We start from the raw sequence: 15640 nt of genomic DNA, 5'->3' as shown, positions 1-15640 counted from the left end.
CGTCAGGGCGCTTTTTTCCCGCCCTCTTCCGCGGCTTTCGCTTGTTTCGCGAGCTGCTGCTCGACCGCGCTCATGATGTATTTGAGCTGCTTGTTCGTCACGTGCGTGGTCGCGCGGACCAGGTCCCCCTCCGCGACGAACGGCGTCGGCCCGAGGACCTCGAACCGGCCGATGAAAGGAATCTCGACCTTCCGGAACCCCTCGACGATCGGCCCGAGCTCTCCGGCGTGCTTCTGGGCCAGGTCCGCGTCCTTGTCCTGCGCCTCGAGCAGCACGTCCGCGCCGCCGTCGTCCGTGGGCGTCACGGAGAGCCGCATCCACTTGAACGTATCGGGGATCTGGAACGGCAGGCCCTTGAATGCCCGGTGCGGCGTGACCATCGAAAGCGCGATCCCCACGCCGCTCGACTTGTTGAAGCCCTTCGTCGACTTCACCTTGGCGAGCTCGCCCTTCGCGTCGGCGGGCAGGACCACGAGGATCCGTTTGCCCGGGACGAGCGCGAAGATGCGCTCGCCCTTGTCGGCCTTGGCGATCGCGGCGGGCACGGGCGTGTCTTCGAGCCAATGGCCCGGCGGATCGCTGCGCTTCACGATCGCCTCGATCGAGGCGCGGATCTTTGCCTCGGGCACGTTGAAGTCCATCACCGCGACGACCTTGCGCGAGTCGCGGAACTGCGGGCCCGCGATGAGCAGGTGGTCGAGGTCGCGGATGGGATCGATGGGCGTGTCCTTGAAGAAGGACTGCCACTGCGGGATGCCCACGAGGATTCGGCTGAACCAGGTCCCGAGCTCGTGCTTGCGGATCCGGTCGCCGGCGATGAGCACCTGCACGTTTGGGTTTTTCGAAGCGATCTCCGCGGCCGAACCCGCGGTCGCGAGCGGATCCTTGAGCTTCGGGCCTCCGGCGTCCGCGCCTGCGTCGGGCAACTCCGCGACCGGCGCCGGTGCGCCCGCATCCGGGCCCGCATCCGGCTCCGCTTTCGCGACCACCTCCGCGTCGGCGCCTGCGTCGGGCAGCTCCGCGATCGGCGCGCCTGCGTCAGGCGCCTGCGTGCCGCCATCCGTATCGAGAGGCGCTGCATCGGGGACCCCTGCGTCCTCCGGCCCTGCGTCGCTTGTGCCTGCGTCCTCGGCTTCTGCGTCGGGACCTGCGTCTGGCGCCTCGGCATCCGGGCCTGCGTCGGCCGGCTCTGTTTTCTTCTTGGGCTTTGGCTCGGCTTGTTTCGTGGGTTCGGCGGCGGGATCGGGCTCCGCGGCGGTCGGCTCGGATTCCGGTGCGGGCGCCGGCGCTGCGGTTTCTCCGGGCACGAGATCGAGATCGATGGGGATCACGACCTCGCCCTCCATGTCGACCATCGACATCTCCTCGCCGAAGAGGAGCGACAGCCAAGCGAACAGACGCGTCGGCAGCAGCGGCAGGTGCAGGAGGAGCGCGATCGTCAGGGCAACCACGAAGGCGCGTGGAGCGGCCGCGCGGATTCGCCCGAGAGGCGTGACCGGCTCGTTCGTGTCTTTCCGGCCACGGGGCCGCGTCCGCTGCTCCACGGACCCTACGGTAGCAGCGCATGGCCGGGCGTCATCGGGGCCGAGCGCTCCGTGGCACGTTCCTTTCAAGCGGCTTTCTCATCCCTTTTGCAGAGAACTGGATCGACGATGCAGGAACGGGTACGAAGACCCCCGAGCCCGTCTGGTCGAGAAGACGAGGCGCTTTTTTCGGCGATGGGAAGCTCTCCAGTGGATCGGCCTCGGCGTGAACAAGATCGACCCCGCGTGGCGATGAACTCCCGCGTGCCGGCGGGTCGCGAGCCCGCGCCTCCTCCTCCCGAGGGGAAGGCGCCTTCCACGCTCGCGGCGAGTGCGCTCGGCTTCGCGGTGGCCGCGGGCCTCGCGGGCGCGGTCGCGTGGGCGAGTGGTTGCCACGGGGATGCGCCGCCTGGCGCCTCCGTCGACAAGCCCACGCGGACGAGCCAGCTCCCCGCCCCTCCCCCCACGACGCCCCCGGCCCCGAAGGGTTCTGCGCGGGTCGCGACGGCGACGCCGGCCGACTCCCGAGATGCGGGCGCCGACGCGGCCGCCGACGCGAGCGCCGAGGTCGCCGAGGCCGAAAAGCCCTACACCGGCCCGCTGCTCGGTGGGCTGGCGGTGCAGACGCCGGTCTATCCGACGATGGAGTCGAGCAAGAAGCGGCTCGGCTACATCCGGCTCGGCGGCAAGGTCCCGGTGGATCCGAACCCGACGAAAAACGCCTCGTGCCAGCAGGGCTGGTATCGCCTGCTCGACGGCGGCTACGTCTGCGGCAAGTACGCCACGACGGATCTCACGAACCCTCAGGTTCGCATGGGCATCACCGCGCCGAACCTCGAGGAGGTGCTGCCTTACCGCTACGCCTACAACACGGCGCACGGCACGCCGCTCTACCGATCGGTCCCCTCGAAGGAGGACATGATCAAGTACGAGCCGTACCTCGAGATGGCGAAGAAGGCGCGCAAGAAGAAGAAGGCCGAAGAGGAGGCCGAGAGCGCGAAGGACGAGGCGGCGAAGGATCAGACGGCATCGGCTGCGGCGACGCCCTCGGCGAGCGCGTCAGCGGCGGGCGACACGGCGGCCCCGGCGGCGAGCCAGGAAGGCGCCCCGAGCGCGCCGTCGCCGATGCCTTCGGCCGAGGTCGCGGCGATGCTCGACGCGGGGCCTGCGGTCGAGGAGCCGCCGAAGCCCTGGTGGCAACAGATCGAGCCGGGCAAGCCCGTCAACGTCACGCTGAAGGAGCTCGAGTCGGACGCCGACGGCACCGTCGCGAAGCGCATGGTGAAGGGCTTCTTCGTCGCGGTGGACAAGACGTTCGGGTGGAACGGGCGGCTCTGGTACAAGACCACGGCGGGCCTCGTCGCGCCGAGCGACCGCATGTACATCGTCAAGCCCCCGACCTCGCAGGGCATCGACGTGCCCGAGGGCGTCAAGCAGGTCGGCTTCATCCTCGCGACGAAGTCGTCGAAGTTCGAGATCGACGACGAGCACAAGAACGTGAAGGTGAAGGGCCCGGCGCCTCGGTTCACTGCGGTCGGGCTCACGGGCGTGACGGCGACGGTGAAGTCGGTCGTGTACCGGCAGACCACCGAAGGCTGGTGGATGAAGGGCGTCGACGCCACCTACACCGAGCCTGGCCCTCCGCCGGCGGATCTCGCGCCGGGCGAGAAGTGGATCGACGTCAACATCACGCGGAAGACGATCCTCGCGATCGAGGGCGACAAGCCCGTGTACGCGGCGCTCGTGTCGCCGGGGCGGAAGTCGACGAACAAGGCGAAGGATCACTCGACGATCAAGGGCACGTTCCGGATCCGCGAGAAGCACATCGCCGTGACCATGGACGGCGACGGCACGGTTGCGGGCGACCTGCCCTACAGCATCGAGGACGTCCCGTACGTCGCGTACTTCGAGGGCTCGTATGCGCTGCACGGCGCGTTCTGGCACTCGAACTTCGGCCGCGAGATGAGCCACGGATGCGTGAACCTGTCGCCGCTCGACGCGAAGAAGATCTTCTTCTGGGCCGAGCCTCGCCTCCCTCGAGGCTGGCATGCCGTCTGGTCCACGCCCGAGAACCGCGGCACGCTCGTGGTCGTCCACGAGTAATCCCTCAGAAAAAACCAGCACCTACGGCCTTTCTGGTAATCTGGACATATCCAGCGAGCCAGCAGCCCCGAACGCCGGGTAGGCCCGAACGAAGCGAAGCGGAGTTGAGGGCCGTAGGGTGTGGGCCATCGAGCCCACACCCTCCCCAAGAGACTTGACTTGGGGCGGAGTGTCGAACAGTTGTTGAGGCCGTCATGGACCAGTTCTCGGCCCACCTCGATCGCGGGTGGGATCTCGTTCAGCGTGGGGATACCCGCGGCGCCGAGGCTTCGGCGCGCCGAGCGCTGGAGCTCGATCCCAACTCCCCCGAGGCCCACAACCTCCTCGGTTACGTCGCGGCCCTCGAAGGGGACGGCGAGGAGGCGATCGAGAATTACCGGCAGGCCATCGCACTCGACGACACGTACCTGGAGGCGATGCTCAACGCCGCCGAGGTCTACATCCACCCGCTCGGCGAGTACGACCAGGCGATCGAGATGTGCGACCAGGCGCTCGATCTCGCCGAGGTCGACGAAGAGATCATCGATGCGCTCCTCCTCAAGTTCGATGCCCTGCTCGCGAAGGGGGACACGGAAGAGGCGGCGCGGGTGGTCGAGCGGATTCCGAGCGGGCCTTACGACAACCCGAACCACACGTTCCTCGTCGGGCGCGCGTTATACGAGATCGGGCAGACGGAGCGGGCCGCGCGGCTCGTGGAAGAGGCGGCGATGAAAGATCCGCGGCACGTCGAGGCGTACTACTACCTCGGGCTCGTTCGCGACGAACGCGGCGACATGCGCGGCGCAACGCAGGCCTTCTTGCATGCGCGCGAGCTCGACATCGAGATGGGGCTGCCTCCGTGGGCGCCGGGTCGCGAGGCGTTTGCCGGCCTCGCGCAGAAGGCGATCGCCGGGCTGAATCCCGTCTTGCGTCGGTATGTCGACGGAGCCGATGTGTACGTCTCCGATGTCCCGGGCATGGAGCTCGTCGCCGAGGGCGTCGATCCGCGGGCGCTCGTCCTGCTCGATGGGCTCGTCTCCGACGAGCTCTCGCGTGGCGGACGGAACGATGCGCCTTGTGCGCGGATCTTCGTGTATGCCATCAACGTCGCCCGGCTCGCGGGCAGCGTCGAGGGCATCGAGCGGGAGATCAGCTTGGCGCTCGAACGCGAGATCACCGCGACGTTCCTCGAGGCCGAGCAGGCCGAACGCCCGGAGAGCGAGCTCAACTGACGGGCGGGGACCGTTCGCCATGGAACCCGACCCCGAGAGGCCCGCGAGGCCCGTATCCGCCCGAAGACGCGGCCGCACGGTCGCCGGGGCGATTTATTACGGCATCATCGGCGCCGTTTGCCTCGCGGGCACCATCCAGATCTCCGTCCAGGTGTTCTTCACTGCGCACCCCCCTTCCCCGTATGGCGGCTGCCACGAGGGGCTCCGGGCCCTCGTCGGGGCCGTCGATCGGGCGCGGGCGGCCGCCCCCGGTACGGACGGCGAAGACGGGGCGATCGCGCGCTTCCGGGCGGCGCTCGAGCCCGAGTGGAAGTACTTCGAGGGTGTCGCGACCACGTGCAAGGGGTCGGCGAAGGACGAGGGCGCTCTCGACGCCATCGAGCGGCTCCGCTATGCGGAGGAACATGCAGCGCGGCGGGAGGCTTCGGACCTGGCCCCGCTGCGGCGCCAGGTGCAGGAGATCGTGAACACCGATCTCGCGAAAGCCAGCGAACCCCCCAAAGGCCCCTGAACTCCAGAGCGGCGACGAATGACAGACCAGAATCCCACCTCCCAGGGCGCGAACGCCTCCGAGGCTCGCACGAGTGATCCCGCAGCGGCCGGCCAGGCAGCCGCGACCGCGCCCACCTTCGACGTCCTGCCCCTCTCGGCCGAGCTGCGCGAGACGCTGGCCGAGATCGGTTACGTGAACCCCACGCCGGTGCAGGTCGCCGTGTGGGAGCCCGCGACACGCGGGCGCGACGCCGTGGTGCAAGCGCGCACCGGCACCGGCAAGACGGCGGCCTTCGGGCTGCCGATCGTCGATCACATCGTCAAGCGCTCGGCTGCGAACGTGCAGGTCTTGGCGCTCTGCCCGACGCGCGAGCTCGCGCTGCAGGTGACGGCCGAGATCGAGCGGCTTGGCAAGCGCAAGGGCGTGCGCGTCGTGCCCGTGTATGGCGGCGCGCCGATGCCGCGGCAGATCGATGCGATCGCCGCGGGCGCGCAGGTCATCGTGGGCACGCCTGGCCGCGTGCTCGATCATCTGCGCCGCGGCACGCTCGAGCCGAAGACCATCCGCCTGCTCGTCCTGGACGAGTGCGACGAGATGCTCTCGATGGGCTTCGAGCGTGAGCTCAGCGCGATCCTCGAGCGTTTGCCCGAGAACCGCCAGACGCTCCTCTTCTCGGCCACCTTGCCGCCCGACATCGAGCGGATGGCGAAGAGCAAGCTCAAGAACCCCGAGTTCGTCACGCTCTCGGGCGACCACATCGGCGCGCTCTCCATCGATCACTTCGTGTACATGGTCGCGGGCGACAAGCTCGGCGCGCTCATCCGCGTGATCGAGGTCGAGAACCCGGAGAGCGCGGTCATCTTCTGCAACACGCGCGACGAGACCGAGCGCGTGGCGAACGCGCTGCAGCGCCAGGGCTTCGATGCGGACTGGCTCAACGGCGACCTGCCGCAGTCCGATCGCGAGAAGGTCATGAGCGCGACGCGCGAGGGCCGGCTCCGGTTCCTCGTCGCGACGGACGTGGCGGCGCGCGGGATCGACATCTCGCTCCTCACGCACGTCATCAACTACGACTTCCCGCAGGACGCCGAGGCGTACGTCCACCGCACGGGCCGCACCGGACGCGCGGGCCGCACGGGCACCGCGATCTCGCTCATCGCGCCGCAGGACATCGGCGGGCTCTACCTCGTCCGGCTCACGTACAAGATCCGTCCGATCGAGCGGCAGATCCCGACCGAGGGCGAGCTCAAGACGCGCGCCGAGGCGGACCTCGTGAACATGCTCGCCGAGGCGTTCGCTCCGAAAGGTACGCACCCGGACGATCTCTCCCTCGCGCGTCGCATTCTTTCGCATGACGCGAACGAGCGGATTCTCGCGGGGCTCTTGCGTGATCATCTGGGCGCGCGGCCGACGGTGAAGGACGAAGCGGCGGCTGCGCGCCGCGCCGGTCCTCTGCCGAAGCGCGTCGAGGCGGCCCCTGCCCCGGCGAAGGCCGAGGCCAAGCCCGCGCGCGAGCCGCGCGAAGAGAAGCCGCGCCGCGAGGAGCGCGAGGCGCGTGAGGAGAAGCCGCGCCGCGAGGAGCGCGAGCCACGCGCGGCCGGTGAGGAGCGTGCTCGTCGCGAGGAGCGCGAGGAACGGCCGCGTCGGGAGGAGCGCGAGGAGCGCGCCTCGGGCGAGGAGCGCGAGCCGCGGGAGTCGGGGCGCCGTACGCGCAGTCGCCGCGAGGCTCGGCCCGAGATGCCGCGGCCGGCCCGCGCGCGTGGCGGGGACGAGGTTCCGCCGACGCCCGTCAGCGCGGCCGATCCGTTGCCGCCGCCGAAGGCGCGCGCCGCAGCGCCGGTTCGTCACGCCGACTTCACGAGCTGGCAGCCGCCGGAGGAGGAGGGCGACGACGAGCCGATTCTCGGCGACGCGGCGCTCTCGGGTCCGCGGGAGGTCGCGCGTGAGGTGGGGCCGGACGACACGGATCCGGGGCGCCCGCAGGAGGGTTCGTCCGGGGACTACGCCGAGGTCTTCGTCAGCGTGGGTCGCCGCGACGGCGTCCGCGCGGCCGACCTTCAGTCGCTCCTGCTCGACCAGATCGGCCTCGACAAGGCGGATGTCAAGCGGATCCGCGTCCGCGAGCGCAACGCGTTCGTCAGCGTCCGGCGCACCGAGCTCACGCGTGCCGTGGCTGGGTTGTCGGGGGCGACGCTTGCCGGTCGCACCGTAATGGCCGAGCCGGCACGGGAGCGCGGCGCCGCGGGCAGCGAAATCGACGCGGACGCTGCGGGCGTCGTCGAGCCCTGAGCCAATTCCCGGCGATCTCCGCCCTTGGTCGACACTCGGGACGCCGGATCACTTCCGGCGTCCTGCTCTCCAATTACCCCGCTGGCGGAGAATGCACGAAGGTCGTATCCCCTTGGATATGGCGCGGCGCGGATGGGAGGACGAGGTCGGGAGGCTCCGGCAAGAGGTCGACGGCGCGATCGCGGCGGGCCTCGGCGTCGAGGACATCCTGCCCCTGCTCGCGCGCATCACCCGCATCGCCGAGCCGGGCAGCGTGCCCTGGGTCGCGGCGCATCGGCAGCTCGCCGAGCTCGGCGTCGAGCACGACCCTTGGCGCGCGGCGCTCTTCGCGCGCAAGGTCCTCGCGCATGACGGCCGGGATGATGGGGCGTGGGCCGTCATGGGCCTCGCGCAGTCGCTCCTGCGAAACTTCCGTTATGCGGCGCGCGCCTACGAGCGGGCCCTCGCGCTCTCGCCGGACAACCCCTGGTACGCGCATAACCTCGGCCACCTCTACGACGTGGCTTTGGGTCGCCCGCACGACGCGCTCCCCTTGCTCGCGAAGGCCAGCGAGGCGCAGCCCGAGGAGGCGGACATCGCTGCGAGTTACGCGCATGCCCTCGCGCGCTCCGGCAAGCTCGTTCTCGCCAAGCGCGTGCTCAAGCGCGCCATCCGGCGCGGGGCCACGGCCGATCAGATGGCGCTCTGGCGCTGGCTCGATGCCGGCGCGCCGGAGAGCGTGGAAGCCTCGGGCCGTGAGCGGCGCGCCAAACCGAAGAAGCAGCGGGCGCGCCAGCGTCCTTCCGCGCGCGACTAACTGCTGCTTTCGATCCGCTTCCCGCTTGTCGTCGCCCGCGCGGTGCTACATCGAAGCGCCATGCGCCGTTCTCGCTGGGTCCGAGCCTCGCTCGTTACGCCGCTCCTCTCCTTCGCGTTGCTCGTCTCCGCGCCGCTCGCCGCGCAGCCGGCCGCGCCGCGCGTGCCAGAGCCCCCCGCGCCGCAAGCGCCCGCGGCGACGCCGCCGACGATCGCCGTGGACGATCCGCTCCTCGCGCCGGTCCCCGCCGCGCCGAAGACGCTCGCGACCTGGCGCGAGGCGGTCACGATCGTCGAGACGCGCGCGCCCGATTTGCGTATCGCGGAGGCGGAGGTCGCGCGCGCGGAGGGGCTCAGCACGCAGGCCCTCGGGCGCGCGCTGCCCACGGTCACGGCCACGGGATCGGTCAACCACAACATGATCCTGTCGGACGGCAGGTTCCTCTTCTGCCCCGTGGGCCCGGCGGTCCCTACCAACGACGAGAGGACGCAGGGCACGTGCCTCATCGACAACACGCCGGCGCAGTACATCCCGCTGCCGTACACGCCCGTCCTTCGCGGCGACGTCACGGCGCGCGTGCCGATTCTGTCGCTGCGCAACTGGTACGCGATCGGAACGGCGCAAAAGAACGTCGACGCGGCGCGCGCCAGCGTCTCGGATCGGCGGCGGCAGCTCCTCGCGAACCTGGCGGTGGCGATCGTCAATGTCGTCACGACGGAGCGCACGAGCGAAATCAATCGCAGCGGCCTGCGCACCTCGCTGGAGCGCCTCGAGCTCACGAAACGAAAGGCGCGGCTCGGCACGGGCACGCAGCTCGACGTCGTCCGCGCCGAGCAGGACACGAACCTCGCACGCACGCAGATCGTGCAGAGCGACGAGTCGCTGCGCCGCGCGCGGGAGTCGCTTGGCCTCGCGCTCGGCGAGAACGTGGCGTACGGCGTGCCGCCCACGATCTCGCTCGACGACATGAAGCACAGCATCGAGAGCACGTGCTCCGCGGGTAAACCCGAGGATCGGCCCGACGTTGTGGCGGCGCGCCAGCAGCTCGAGGTGGCCAAGCGCCAGGCCCGGGAGACGCGGCTCGGCTTCCTGCCCACGGCGGAGGCGACCACGACGCTCACGGCCATGAACCTCGGCCAGGGCAACCTCAAGAACTACACGTGGACCATCGGCGCGGTCCTCACGATCCCCATCTACGAGGGCAGCCGCTACGGCGAGGTCCGGACGACGCGCGCGGCCGTCCAGCAGCAGGAGGCGCGGCTCGAGGCGGCCGAGCGGCAAGCGCGGCTCGACACGCAGCAGACCATGCGCGCCGTCGAGGTCGCGGAGCAGGCGCTCGTCATCTCGGAAAAGGCGCGGGATCTGGCGCGCGAGACGGCGCGGCTCACGCAGCTCGCGTACGACGCCGGCACGGCCACGAGCTTCGAGCTCGTCACGTCCGCGCAGAGCCTCCGCCAGGCTGAGCTCGATCTCGCGGTGCGGGAGCTCGAGCTCGTCCGCGCGAGGATCGGCGCGCTGCTTGCTGCGGCCGTCTGTGACGGCTGAGAGAGCTCGCCGCGGTTTTCCCTCTTTGCCCGAGACAGCCGCTTCGGATCCCTCCTATCATCGCCGCGCACGCTCGTTTTCGTGGGGGTGCGCGCTCGCGTGACGCGGCGCGACGACGTCTCGTATCGAAGGAGAATCCGCCATGGCCAACATGCCGCCCCCGGGTGGGGGGTATCCCCCGGGAGGTCCGCCCGGCTATCCGCCGCAAGGCTATCCGCAGCAGGGAGGCGCCTACGGCCCTCCGCAGCACGGAAATGACCCGCAGGCTGGCATGGGGCAGCCGTCGCCGTACGGAAATGCTCCGCACGCTGGCATGGGGCCGCCGCCGTATCCCGGGTATGGTCCGCAGGCTGGCATGGGGCAGCCGTCGCCGTACGGAGATGCTCCGCAGGCTGGCGTGGGGCAGCCGCCGCCGTACGGAAATGCTCCGCACGCTGGCATGGGGTACGGCCCGCAGCCCGGAGCGCCGATGGGTGCGCCGCCAATGGGCGCTCCGATGGGCGCTCCGCCGATGGGCGCTCCCATGGGTGCTCCCCCGATGGGCGTTCCGATGGGCGCGCCCATGCCGCAGCAGGCGCAGGGCGGCGGCTTCAACATGCTCAAGGTCGTGGGCATCGGTGTCGCCGTGGTCCTGGGCGCCACCGGGATCGGCGCGTTCGTGTGGTACGGCTACACGCACCCGTCGGTCCGCATCGTCAACGTCACGGGCAAGGACGGCGTGAGCGTCACGCTCGACGGCCAAGAGCTCGCCAAGGACCTGAAGAACGCGGCCACGGAGAACGCGGCGGTCGTCGTCACGAAAAACGTCGCGAGCGGCGCGCACAAGCTCGAAGCGAAGGACGCGAGCGGCAAGGTGCTCGAGAGCTTCACCTTCGAGTTCAAGTCGGGCACGAACGGCTACGTCTACGCCCCTGGCCGCGCGGCCGACTCGAAGACCTGCTTCATCGTCCAGACGGACGAGTACAAGACCATCAGTGTCGGGCTCGGCAACCAGGACCGCTTCAAGACCCTCGACCCGACGAAGAACATCTGGGAGCTGCCCACCACGATCGAGTTCTGGTTCCAGGACACGCCCGAGAGCGTCGAGATCAAGACCAAGAAGGGCGACTCCTCGAACAAGACCGTCACGAAGCGCGCGCTGCGTCAGGCTCCCTGCGACGATCCCGACTTCATGGATTGATCAGGAGGGGGCCGGGTTCGCTCGGCCTCTCGCGCTCCCGGGTTCCGCGAGGCGCGTGTCCGCGGTATAGAGCGCGGACCGATGGAACGACTCGCAAGCTACGTATCAGGTGCCTGGGTTCACGGCTCTGGCAAGGCGGCCGTGCTCGTCAATCCGACGACGGAAGAGCCCATCGCGGAGGCCAGCACGGAGGGCATCGACTTCGCGGGCGCCCTCGCCCACGCTCGCGACGTCGGCGGCCCTGCGCTCCGCGCCCTCTCCTTCGCGCAGCGCGGCGAGCTGCTCCTCGCCTTGTCGCGCGCTATCCACGCGAACCGCGACGCCCTGATCGAGGTCGCCATCCAGAACGGCGGCAACACCCGCAGCGACGCGAAGTTCGACATCGACGGCGCCTCCGGCACGCTCGCGTATTACGCCGAGCTCGGCAAGCAGCTCGGCGACGCGCGCTTCCTCGTCGACGGCGAGGGCGAAAAGCTCGGCCGCAGCCCGCGCTTCTTCGGCTTCCACGTCCTCGTCCCCCGCGCGGGCGTCGCCGTGCACATCAACGCCTTCAACTTCCCCGCTTGGGGCCTCGCCGAGAAGGCTGCTTGTGCCCTCCTCGCCGGCATGCCCGTCGTCTCCAAGCCCGCGACGAGCACGGCCCTGCTCGCGTATCGGATCGCGCGCCTGTTCGTCGAGGCGAACATCCTCCCCGCGGGCGCCTTCTCCTTCATCGCGGGCGCGCCCGGCGACATGCTCGATCACCTCGGTGGCCAGGACGTCCTCGCCTTCACCGGATCCGCCGACACCGGCGCGCGCCTTCGCGCCTTGCCGGCCGTCGTGCACGGCTCGGTGCGCCTCAACATCGAGGCCGACAGCCTCAACACGGCCGTCCTCGGGCCCGACGTCACCTCCGGCTCCGACACGTACCGCATGTTCCTGCGCGAGGTCTCCCGCGACATCACGCAGAAGGCCGGACAGAAGTGCACCGCCATCCGCCGCATCCTCGTCCCCGCGGCGATCGAGGGCGAGATCAAGGACGAGCTCACGAGCCTCCTGCGCGACGTCAAGGTTGGCGACCCTGCGCTCGAAGGCGTCACTGTCGGCCCGCTCGCGACGGCTGCGCAGCTCCGTGACATCCGCGCCGGCATCCAGAAGCTCGCCGCGGAGGCCTCGATCGTCCTCGGTGACGGCTCCTTCGAGCGCGTCGGCGCGCAGGACGGCAAGGGTTACTTCGTCCCGCCCACGCTCCTCCACTGCAAGGATCCCGATGCGGCGCGTGACGTCCACCAGCACGAGGTCTTCGGTCCCTGCGCCACCATCGTCCCTTACGACGGGTCCTCTGCCCGCGCGACGGACCTCGTCCGCCGCGGCGGCGGCATGCTCGTCGGCTCGGTGTACAGCGACGATCGCGCGTTCGTCACCGACATGATCTTCGGTTTGTCGCCGTACCACGGCCGCCTCTACTTCGGCAGCGAGAAGATTGCCGATCAGACGCCTGGCCCGGGCACGGTCCTCCCGCAGAGCGTGCACGGCGGCCCTGGCCGCGCGGGTGGTGGCGAGGAGCTCGGCGGACGCCGCGGCCTTGCGTTCTACTCGCACCGCGCGGCGATCCAGGGCGCGCGGCCCATCCTCGAAGCCGCGCTCGATCTGAAGAGCTGAGTCGTGGGGGCGCGCCCCACGGCGCGCTTCCTCCTAAAGATCGCCGCAGCTCGGATCCTGTGCGGCTGCGAGATCGAGCGTCCAGATCGGCGCTTCCCCGCCCATCGACCGACCCACGCCGAGCGTCGAGAAATCCCCGTTCACGAGCACCGGCTGCGTCGTTGTGTCCGTGGCCCACTGCTCCAGCGTCTGCGCGGCGCCGGCGTAACCCTTCGCCAGAAGTTCGGCCATTCCCACGGTCCCGTCGCACGCCACGGAAAATCCCGCCTCGCAAGCGCGCGTCACCGACGTGGATCCGTCCAGCCCTACGTCCTTCAGGTACCCCTTGTCCCGCATGTCGTCGCTGTGCGCCGATGCCGACTCGTTCAGCGTCGCGCAAACCTTCAGCACGGGCACGCCGGCCGTCGTGCGCATCTCGTTCAGCTTGACGACGAGCTCACTCTCGACGGCGTCGAGCGGATTTGCCTGGCTCACACTATCTGCGTACTCGACCGTCGAGCAGCCCACGCATGGGGCGAGACCGAGCGCACCGAGGACGGGGAGCATGGGCCAAACGGACCCGCGGGACGAAGCCGAGCGGCACATTTTCACCATACGGGGCATCTTATCGCGTTAGGCTGCCGGATGTTCCCGTTCGTATGAGCACCGCCGCGGCCCTCATCGGAAGCACCCTGGCAGGTCGGTTCCGGATCACTTCGTTCCTTGGGGAGGGAGCGATGGCGACCGTGTACCGCGGCGTGCAGGATGCCGACCCGCGCGAGGTCGCGGTCAAGGTCATGCACCCGGAGCTCGCGCGCGACACCACCTTCGCCAAGCGCTTCCGCCGCGAGGCCAAGGCCGCCTCGCGCCTCAACCACAGGAACACCGTCCAGATCATCGACTACGGCGTCGACGGGAACGTCGCGTACATCGCGATGGAGCTGCTCCAGGGCCGCGATCTCTTCGAGATCCTCTCGGTCGAGCGGCGCCTGTCCGAGGCGCGGGCCGCGCGCATCTTGATCGACGTCTGCGACGTGCTCACGGTCGCGCACGACCAGGGCGTCGTGCACCGCGACCTCAAGCCCGAGAACATCATGATCCTCGGCCAGCCCGATGCCGCCGGCCGCGAGCGCATCAAGGTCCTCGACTTCGGCATCGCGAAGATCCTCGACAAGGAGCAGCCGCAGAAGGAAGGGGGCGAAGGCGGGGATGCGCCGCCGATCAGCGCGGCGCCGAGCTCCGCGATCACCACGGTCGGCGTCATCGTCGGCACGCCCGAGTACATGTCCCCCGAGCAATGCCGCGGCGAGGGCGTCGATCAGCGCAGCGACATCTACGCGTGCGGCGTGCTCCTCTACCAGCTCGTCACCGGCCAGATCCCCTTCAGCGGCGACTCCATCATCGATATCGCCCTCAAGCACATCCGCCAGCCGCCGCCGCGTCCGAGCCACGCCACGCCCTTCATGCACAAAGGGCTCGAGGCCATCATCCTGACCGCGCTCGAAAAATGGCCCGCGCAGCGGCAGCAGAGCGCCACCGAGCTCAAGGCCGCGCTGGAAAAAGTCCTGCCGGAGCTCCGCACCACGCCGCATCGGCTCGGCGGCACCTCGCGCGACGACGCGCCGACATCCGCTGCGCGCCGCAACATCGCCGAGGTCCCGGTCGAGTCGGTCCGCTTTGCGCACGCCACGATCCCCGAGCAGTCGACGCTCCCGTCCGAGGAGCTCACGATCAAGCGCAAGGGGATCAAGCCCGCTGCGTCTCCGGACGATGCCGAGCGCGACACCGATCCCGAGGGCGGAAAAATCTCGAAGGACGGCGTCATCATCCGCGTCCCGGCCGACGCCGAGCCTGTCCTCGGCTCCTCGCCGACCATCCCCGCGGCGCCGTCGGTCACGGACACGCTCGCCACGGGCCGCGAGCCTCCGCCGGGCCTGAAGAAGCCCGCGTCGCCGAAGCCGCCGATCGTCGTGAGCGTGCCTTCCGACACGCGCAAGGCCGCGGCCCCGCTCGCCACGGACAAACCGCGCGCGGTGGCGCGCAAAAAGAAGGGCGGCACGAGCTTCTGGCTCCTCGTCCCGATCGCGGTCCTCGTGGGGATCACGGTGGGCGCCGTCGTGTTTTTTCTGACGCAATGAACGGGTCTCCAGAGAGGTGACGGATCGCATGGCGAATCGGCTCGACGACGACGCGCTCGATCAACTCTTCCGCAAGGCGCGCACCCACAACGGGTGGCTCGAGCGCCCGGTCGAGGACGACGTGCTGCGCGAGATCTACGATCTCGCGAAGATGCCCCCCACGAGCGCGAACTGCGCGCCGATGCGGGTCGTCTTCGTGAAGAGCCCCGAGGCGAAGGCGCGCCTGCTCGCCGTGGTCTCCGCGGGCAACCAGGAGAAGACCCGCACCGCGCCGGTCACGGCGATCCTCGCGAACGACCGCCGCTTCTACGACGAGCTGCCCAAGCTCTTCCCGCACGCCGACGCGCGCTCCTGGTTCGTGGGCAACGAGGCCCTCGCCGAGAAGACCATGTTCCGCAACGGCACGCTCCAGGGCGCCTACCTCATGCTCGCTGCGCGGGCGCTCGGCCTCGACTGCGGCCCCATGTCCGGCTTCGACAACGACAAACTCGACCGCGAGTTCTTCCCCGACGGCCGCTACGCCTCGAACTTCCTCGTGAACCTCGGCTACGGCGACGCCACGAAACTCTTCCCGCGCAGCCCTCGCTTCAGCTTCGACGAGGCCTGCACGATTCTCTGAGAGGGGCTCCTCCACAGCGTAGCGCCGGGGTTTCACCCCGGACCCCAGCAGGGGCTATCCGCCCCTGCACCCGGACCAGCGCAAGCGCTGGACCCGGGGCGACAGCGCGCGATGCGCGCTGTC

The 15640-nt window shown here is 69.8% G+C and carries 12 protein-coding genes; 10 read left to right on the top strand and 2 right to left on the bottom strand.

The window, feature by feature from the left end:
- Positions 1 to 2: 2 nt before the first annotated feature.
- On the bottom strand, positions 3 to 1544 hold the full coding sequence (locus KEG38_RS28885) for a hypothetical protein (RefSeq protein WP_272423069.1): 1542 nt from the start codon (positions 1542 to 1544) through the stop codon (positions 3 to 5).
- Positions 1545 to 1775: 231 nt separating this feature from the next.
- Here KEG38_RS28885 and KEG38_RS28880 point away from each other — a divergent pair, with 231 nt between their 5' ends.
- The 8 genes from KEG38_RS28880 to KEG38_RS28845 all read left to right on the top strand — a co-directional run bounded on the left by KEG38_RS28880 (position 1776) and on the right by KEG38_RS28845 (position 12781).
- Complete coding sequence (locus KEG38_RS28880; protein ID WP_272423280.1) at positions 1776 to 3626, top strand: L,D-transpeptidase; 1851 nt, start codon at positions 1776 to 1778, stop codon at positions 3624 to 3626.
- 194 nt (positions 3627 to 3820) lie between these two features.
- Positions 3821 to 4837 (top strand): tetratricopeptide repeat protein, encoded by a 1017-nt coding sequence (locus KEG38_RS28875; protein WP_272423068.1) that lies wholly within the window; start codon positions 3821 to 3823, stop codon positions 4835 to 4837.
- A 19-nt stretch (positions 4838 to 4856) separates the two neighbouring features.
- A complete protein-coding gene (locus KEG38_RS28870) occupies positions 4857 to 5348 on the top strand; it encodes a hypothetical protein (RefSeq protein ID WP_272423066.1) in 492 nt (163 codons plus the stop codon).
- Positions 5349 to 5366: 18 nt separating this feature from the next.
- Positions 5367 to 7619, top strand: coding sequence for a DEAD/DEAH box helicase (locus KEG38_RS28865; protein WP_272423065.1), 2253 nt, complete (start codon positions 5367 to 5369; stop codon positions 7617 to 7619).
- A gap of 118 nt (positions 7620 to 7737) precedes the next feature.
- Entirely contained in the window at positions 7738 to 8415 is a 678-nt protein-coding gene (locus KEG38_RS28860; RefSeq protein ID WP_272423064.1) for a tetratricopeptide repeat protein, read from the top strand.
- Between the two features lie 60 nt (positions 8416 to 8475).
- A complete protein-coding gene (locus KEG38_RS28855) occupies positions 8476 to 9960 on the top strand; it encodes a TolC family protein (protein WP_272423063.1) in 1485 nt (494 codons plus the stop codon).
- Positions 9961 to 10102: 142 nt separating this feature from the next.
- A complete protein-coding gene (locus KEG38_RS28850) occupies positions 10103 to 11140 on the top strand; it encodes a hypothetical protein (RefSeq protein WP_272423062.1) in 1038 nt (345 codons plus the stop codon).
- An 81-nt stretch (positions 11141 to 11221) separates the two neighbouring features.
- The gene (locus KEG38_RS28845; protein WP_272423061.1) at positions 11222 to 12781 is read left to right on the top strand and encodes a 3,4-dehydroadipyl-CoA semialdehyde dehydrogenase; all 1560 of its coding nucleotides are present in this window, start codon (positions 11222 to 11224) and stop codon (positions 12779 to 12781) included.
- A 33-nt stretch (positions 12782 to 12814) separates the two neighbouring features.
- Here the strand turns inward: KEG38_RS28845 and KEG38_RS28840 are convergent, their stop codons facing one another.
- A complete protein-coding gene (locus KEG38_RS28840; protein ID WP_272423059.1) occupies positions 12815 to 13255 on the bottom strand; it encodes a CAP domain-containing protein in 441 nt (146 codons plus the stop codon).
- A gap of 35 nt (positions 13256 to 13290) precedes the next feature.
- On the opposite strand from KEG38_RS28840, the gene KEG38_RS28835 reads away from it, so the two are divergent.
- Positions 13291 to 14898, top strand: a complete 1608-nt coding sequence (locus KEG38_RS28835) for a protein kinase domain-containing protein (RefSeq protein ID WP_308216889.1) — start codon at positions 13291 to 13293, stop codon at positions 14896 to 14898.
- A gap of 28 nt (positions 14899 to 14926) precedes the next feature.
- On the top strand, positions 14927 to 15517 hold the full coding sequence (locus KEG38_RS28830; RefSeq protein ID WP_272423057.1) for a malonic semialdehyde reductase: 591 nt from the start codon (positions 14927 to 14929) through the stop codon (positions 15515 to 15517).
- Positions 15518 to 15640: the final 123 nt, after the last annotated feature.

The sequence above is a fragment of the Polyangium jinanense genome (genome assembly GCF_028435265.1).
GTDB classification, from domain to species: Bacteria; Myxococcota_A; Polyangia; order Polyangiales; family Polyangiaceae; genus Polyangium; species Polyangium jinanense.
The sequence above is the reverse complement of the archived record's forward strand: the minus strand, read 5'-3'. Positions and strand labels throughout refer to the sequence as shown.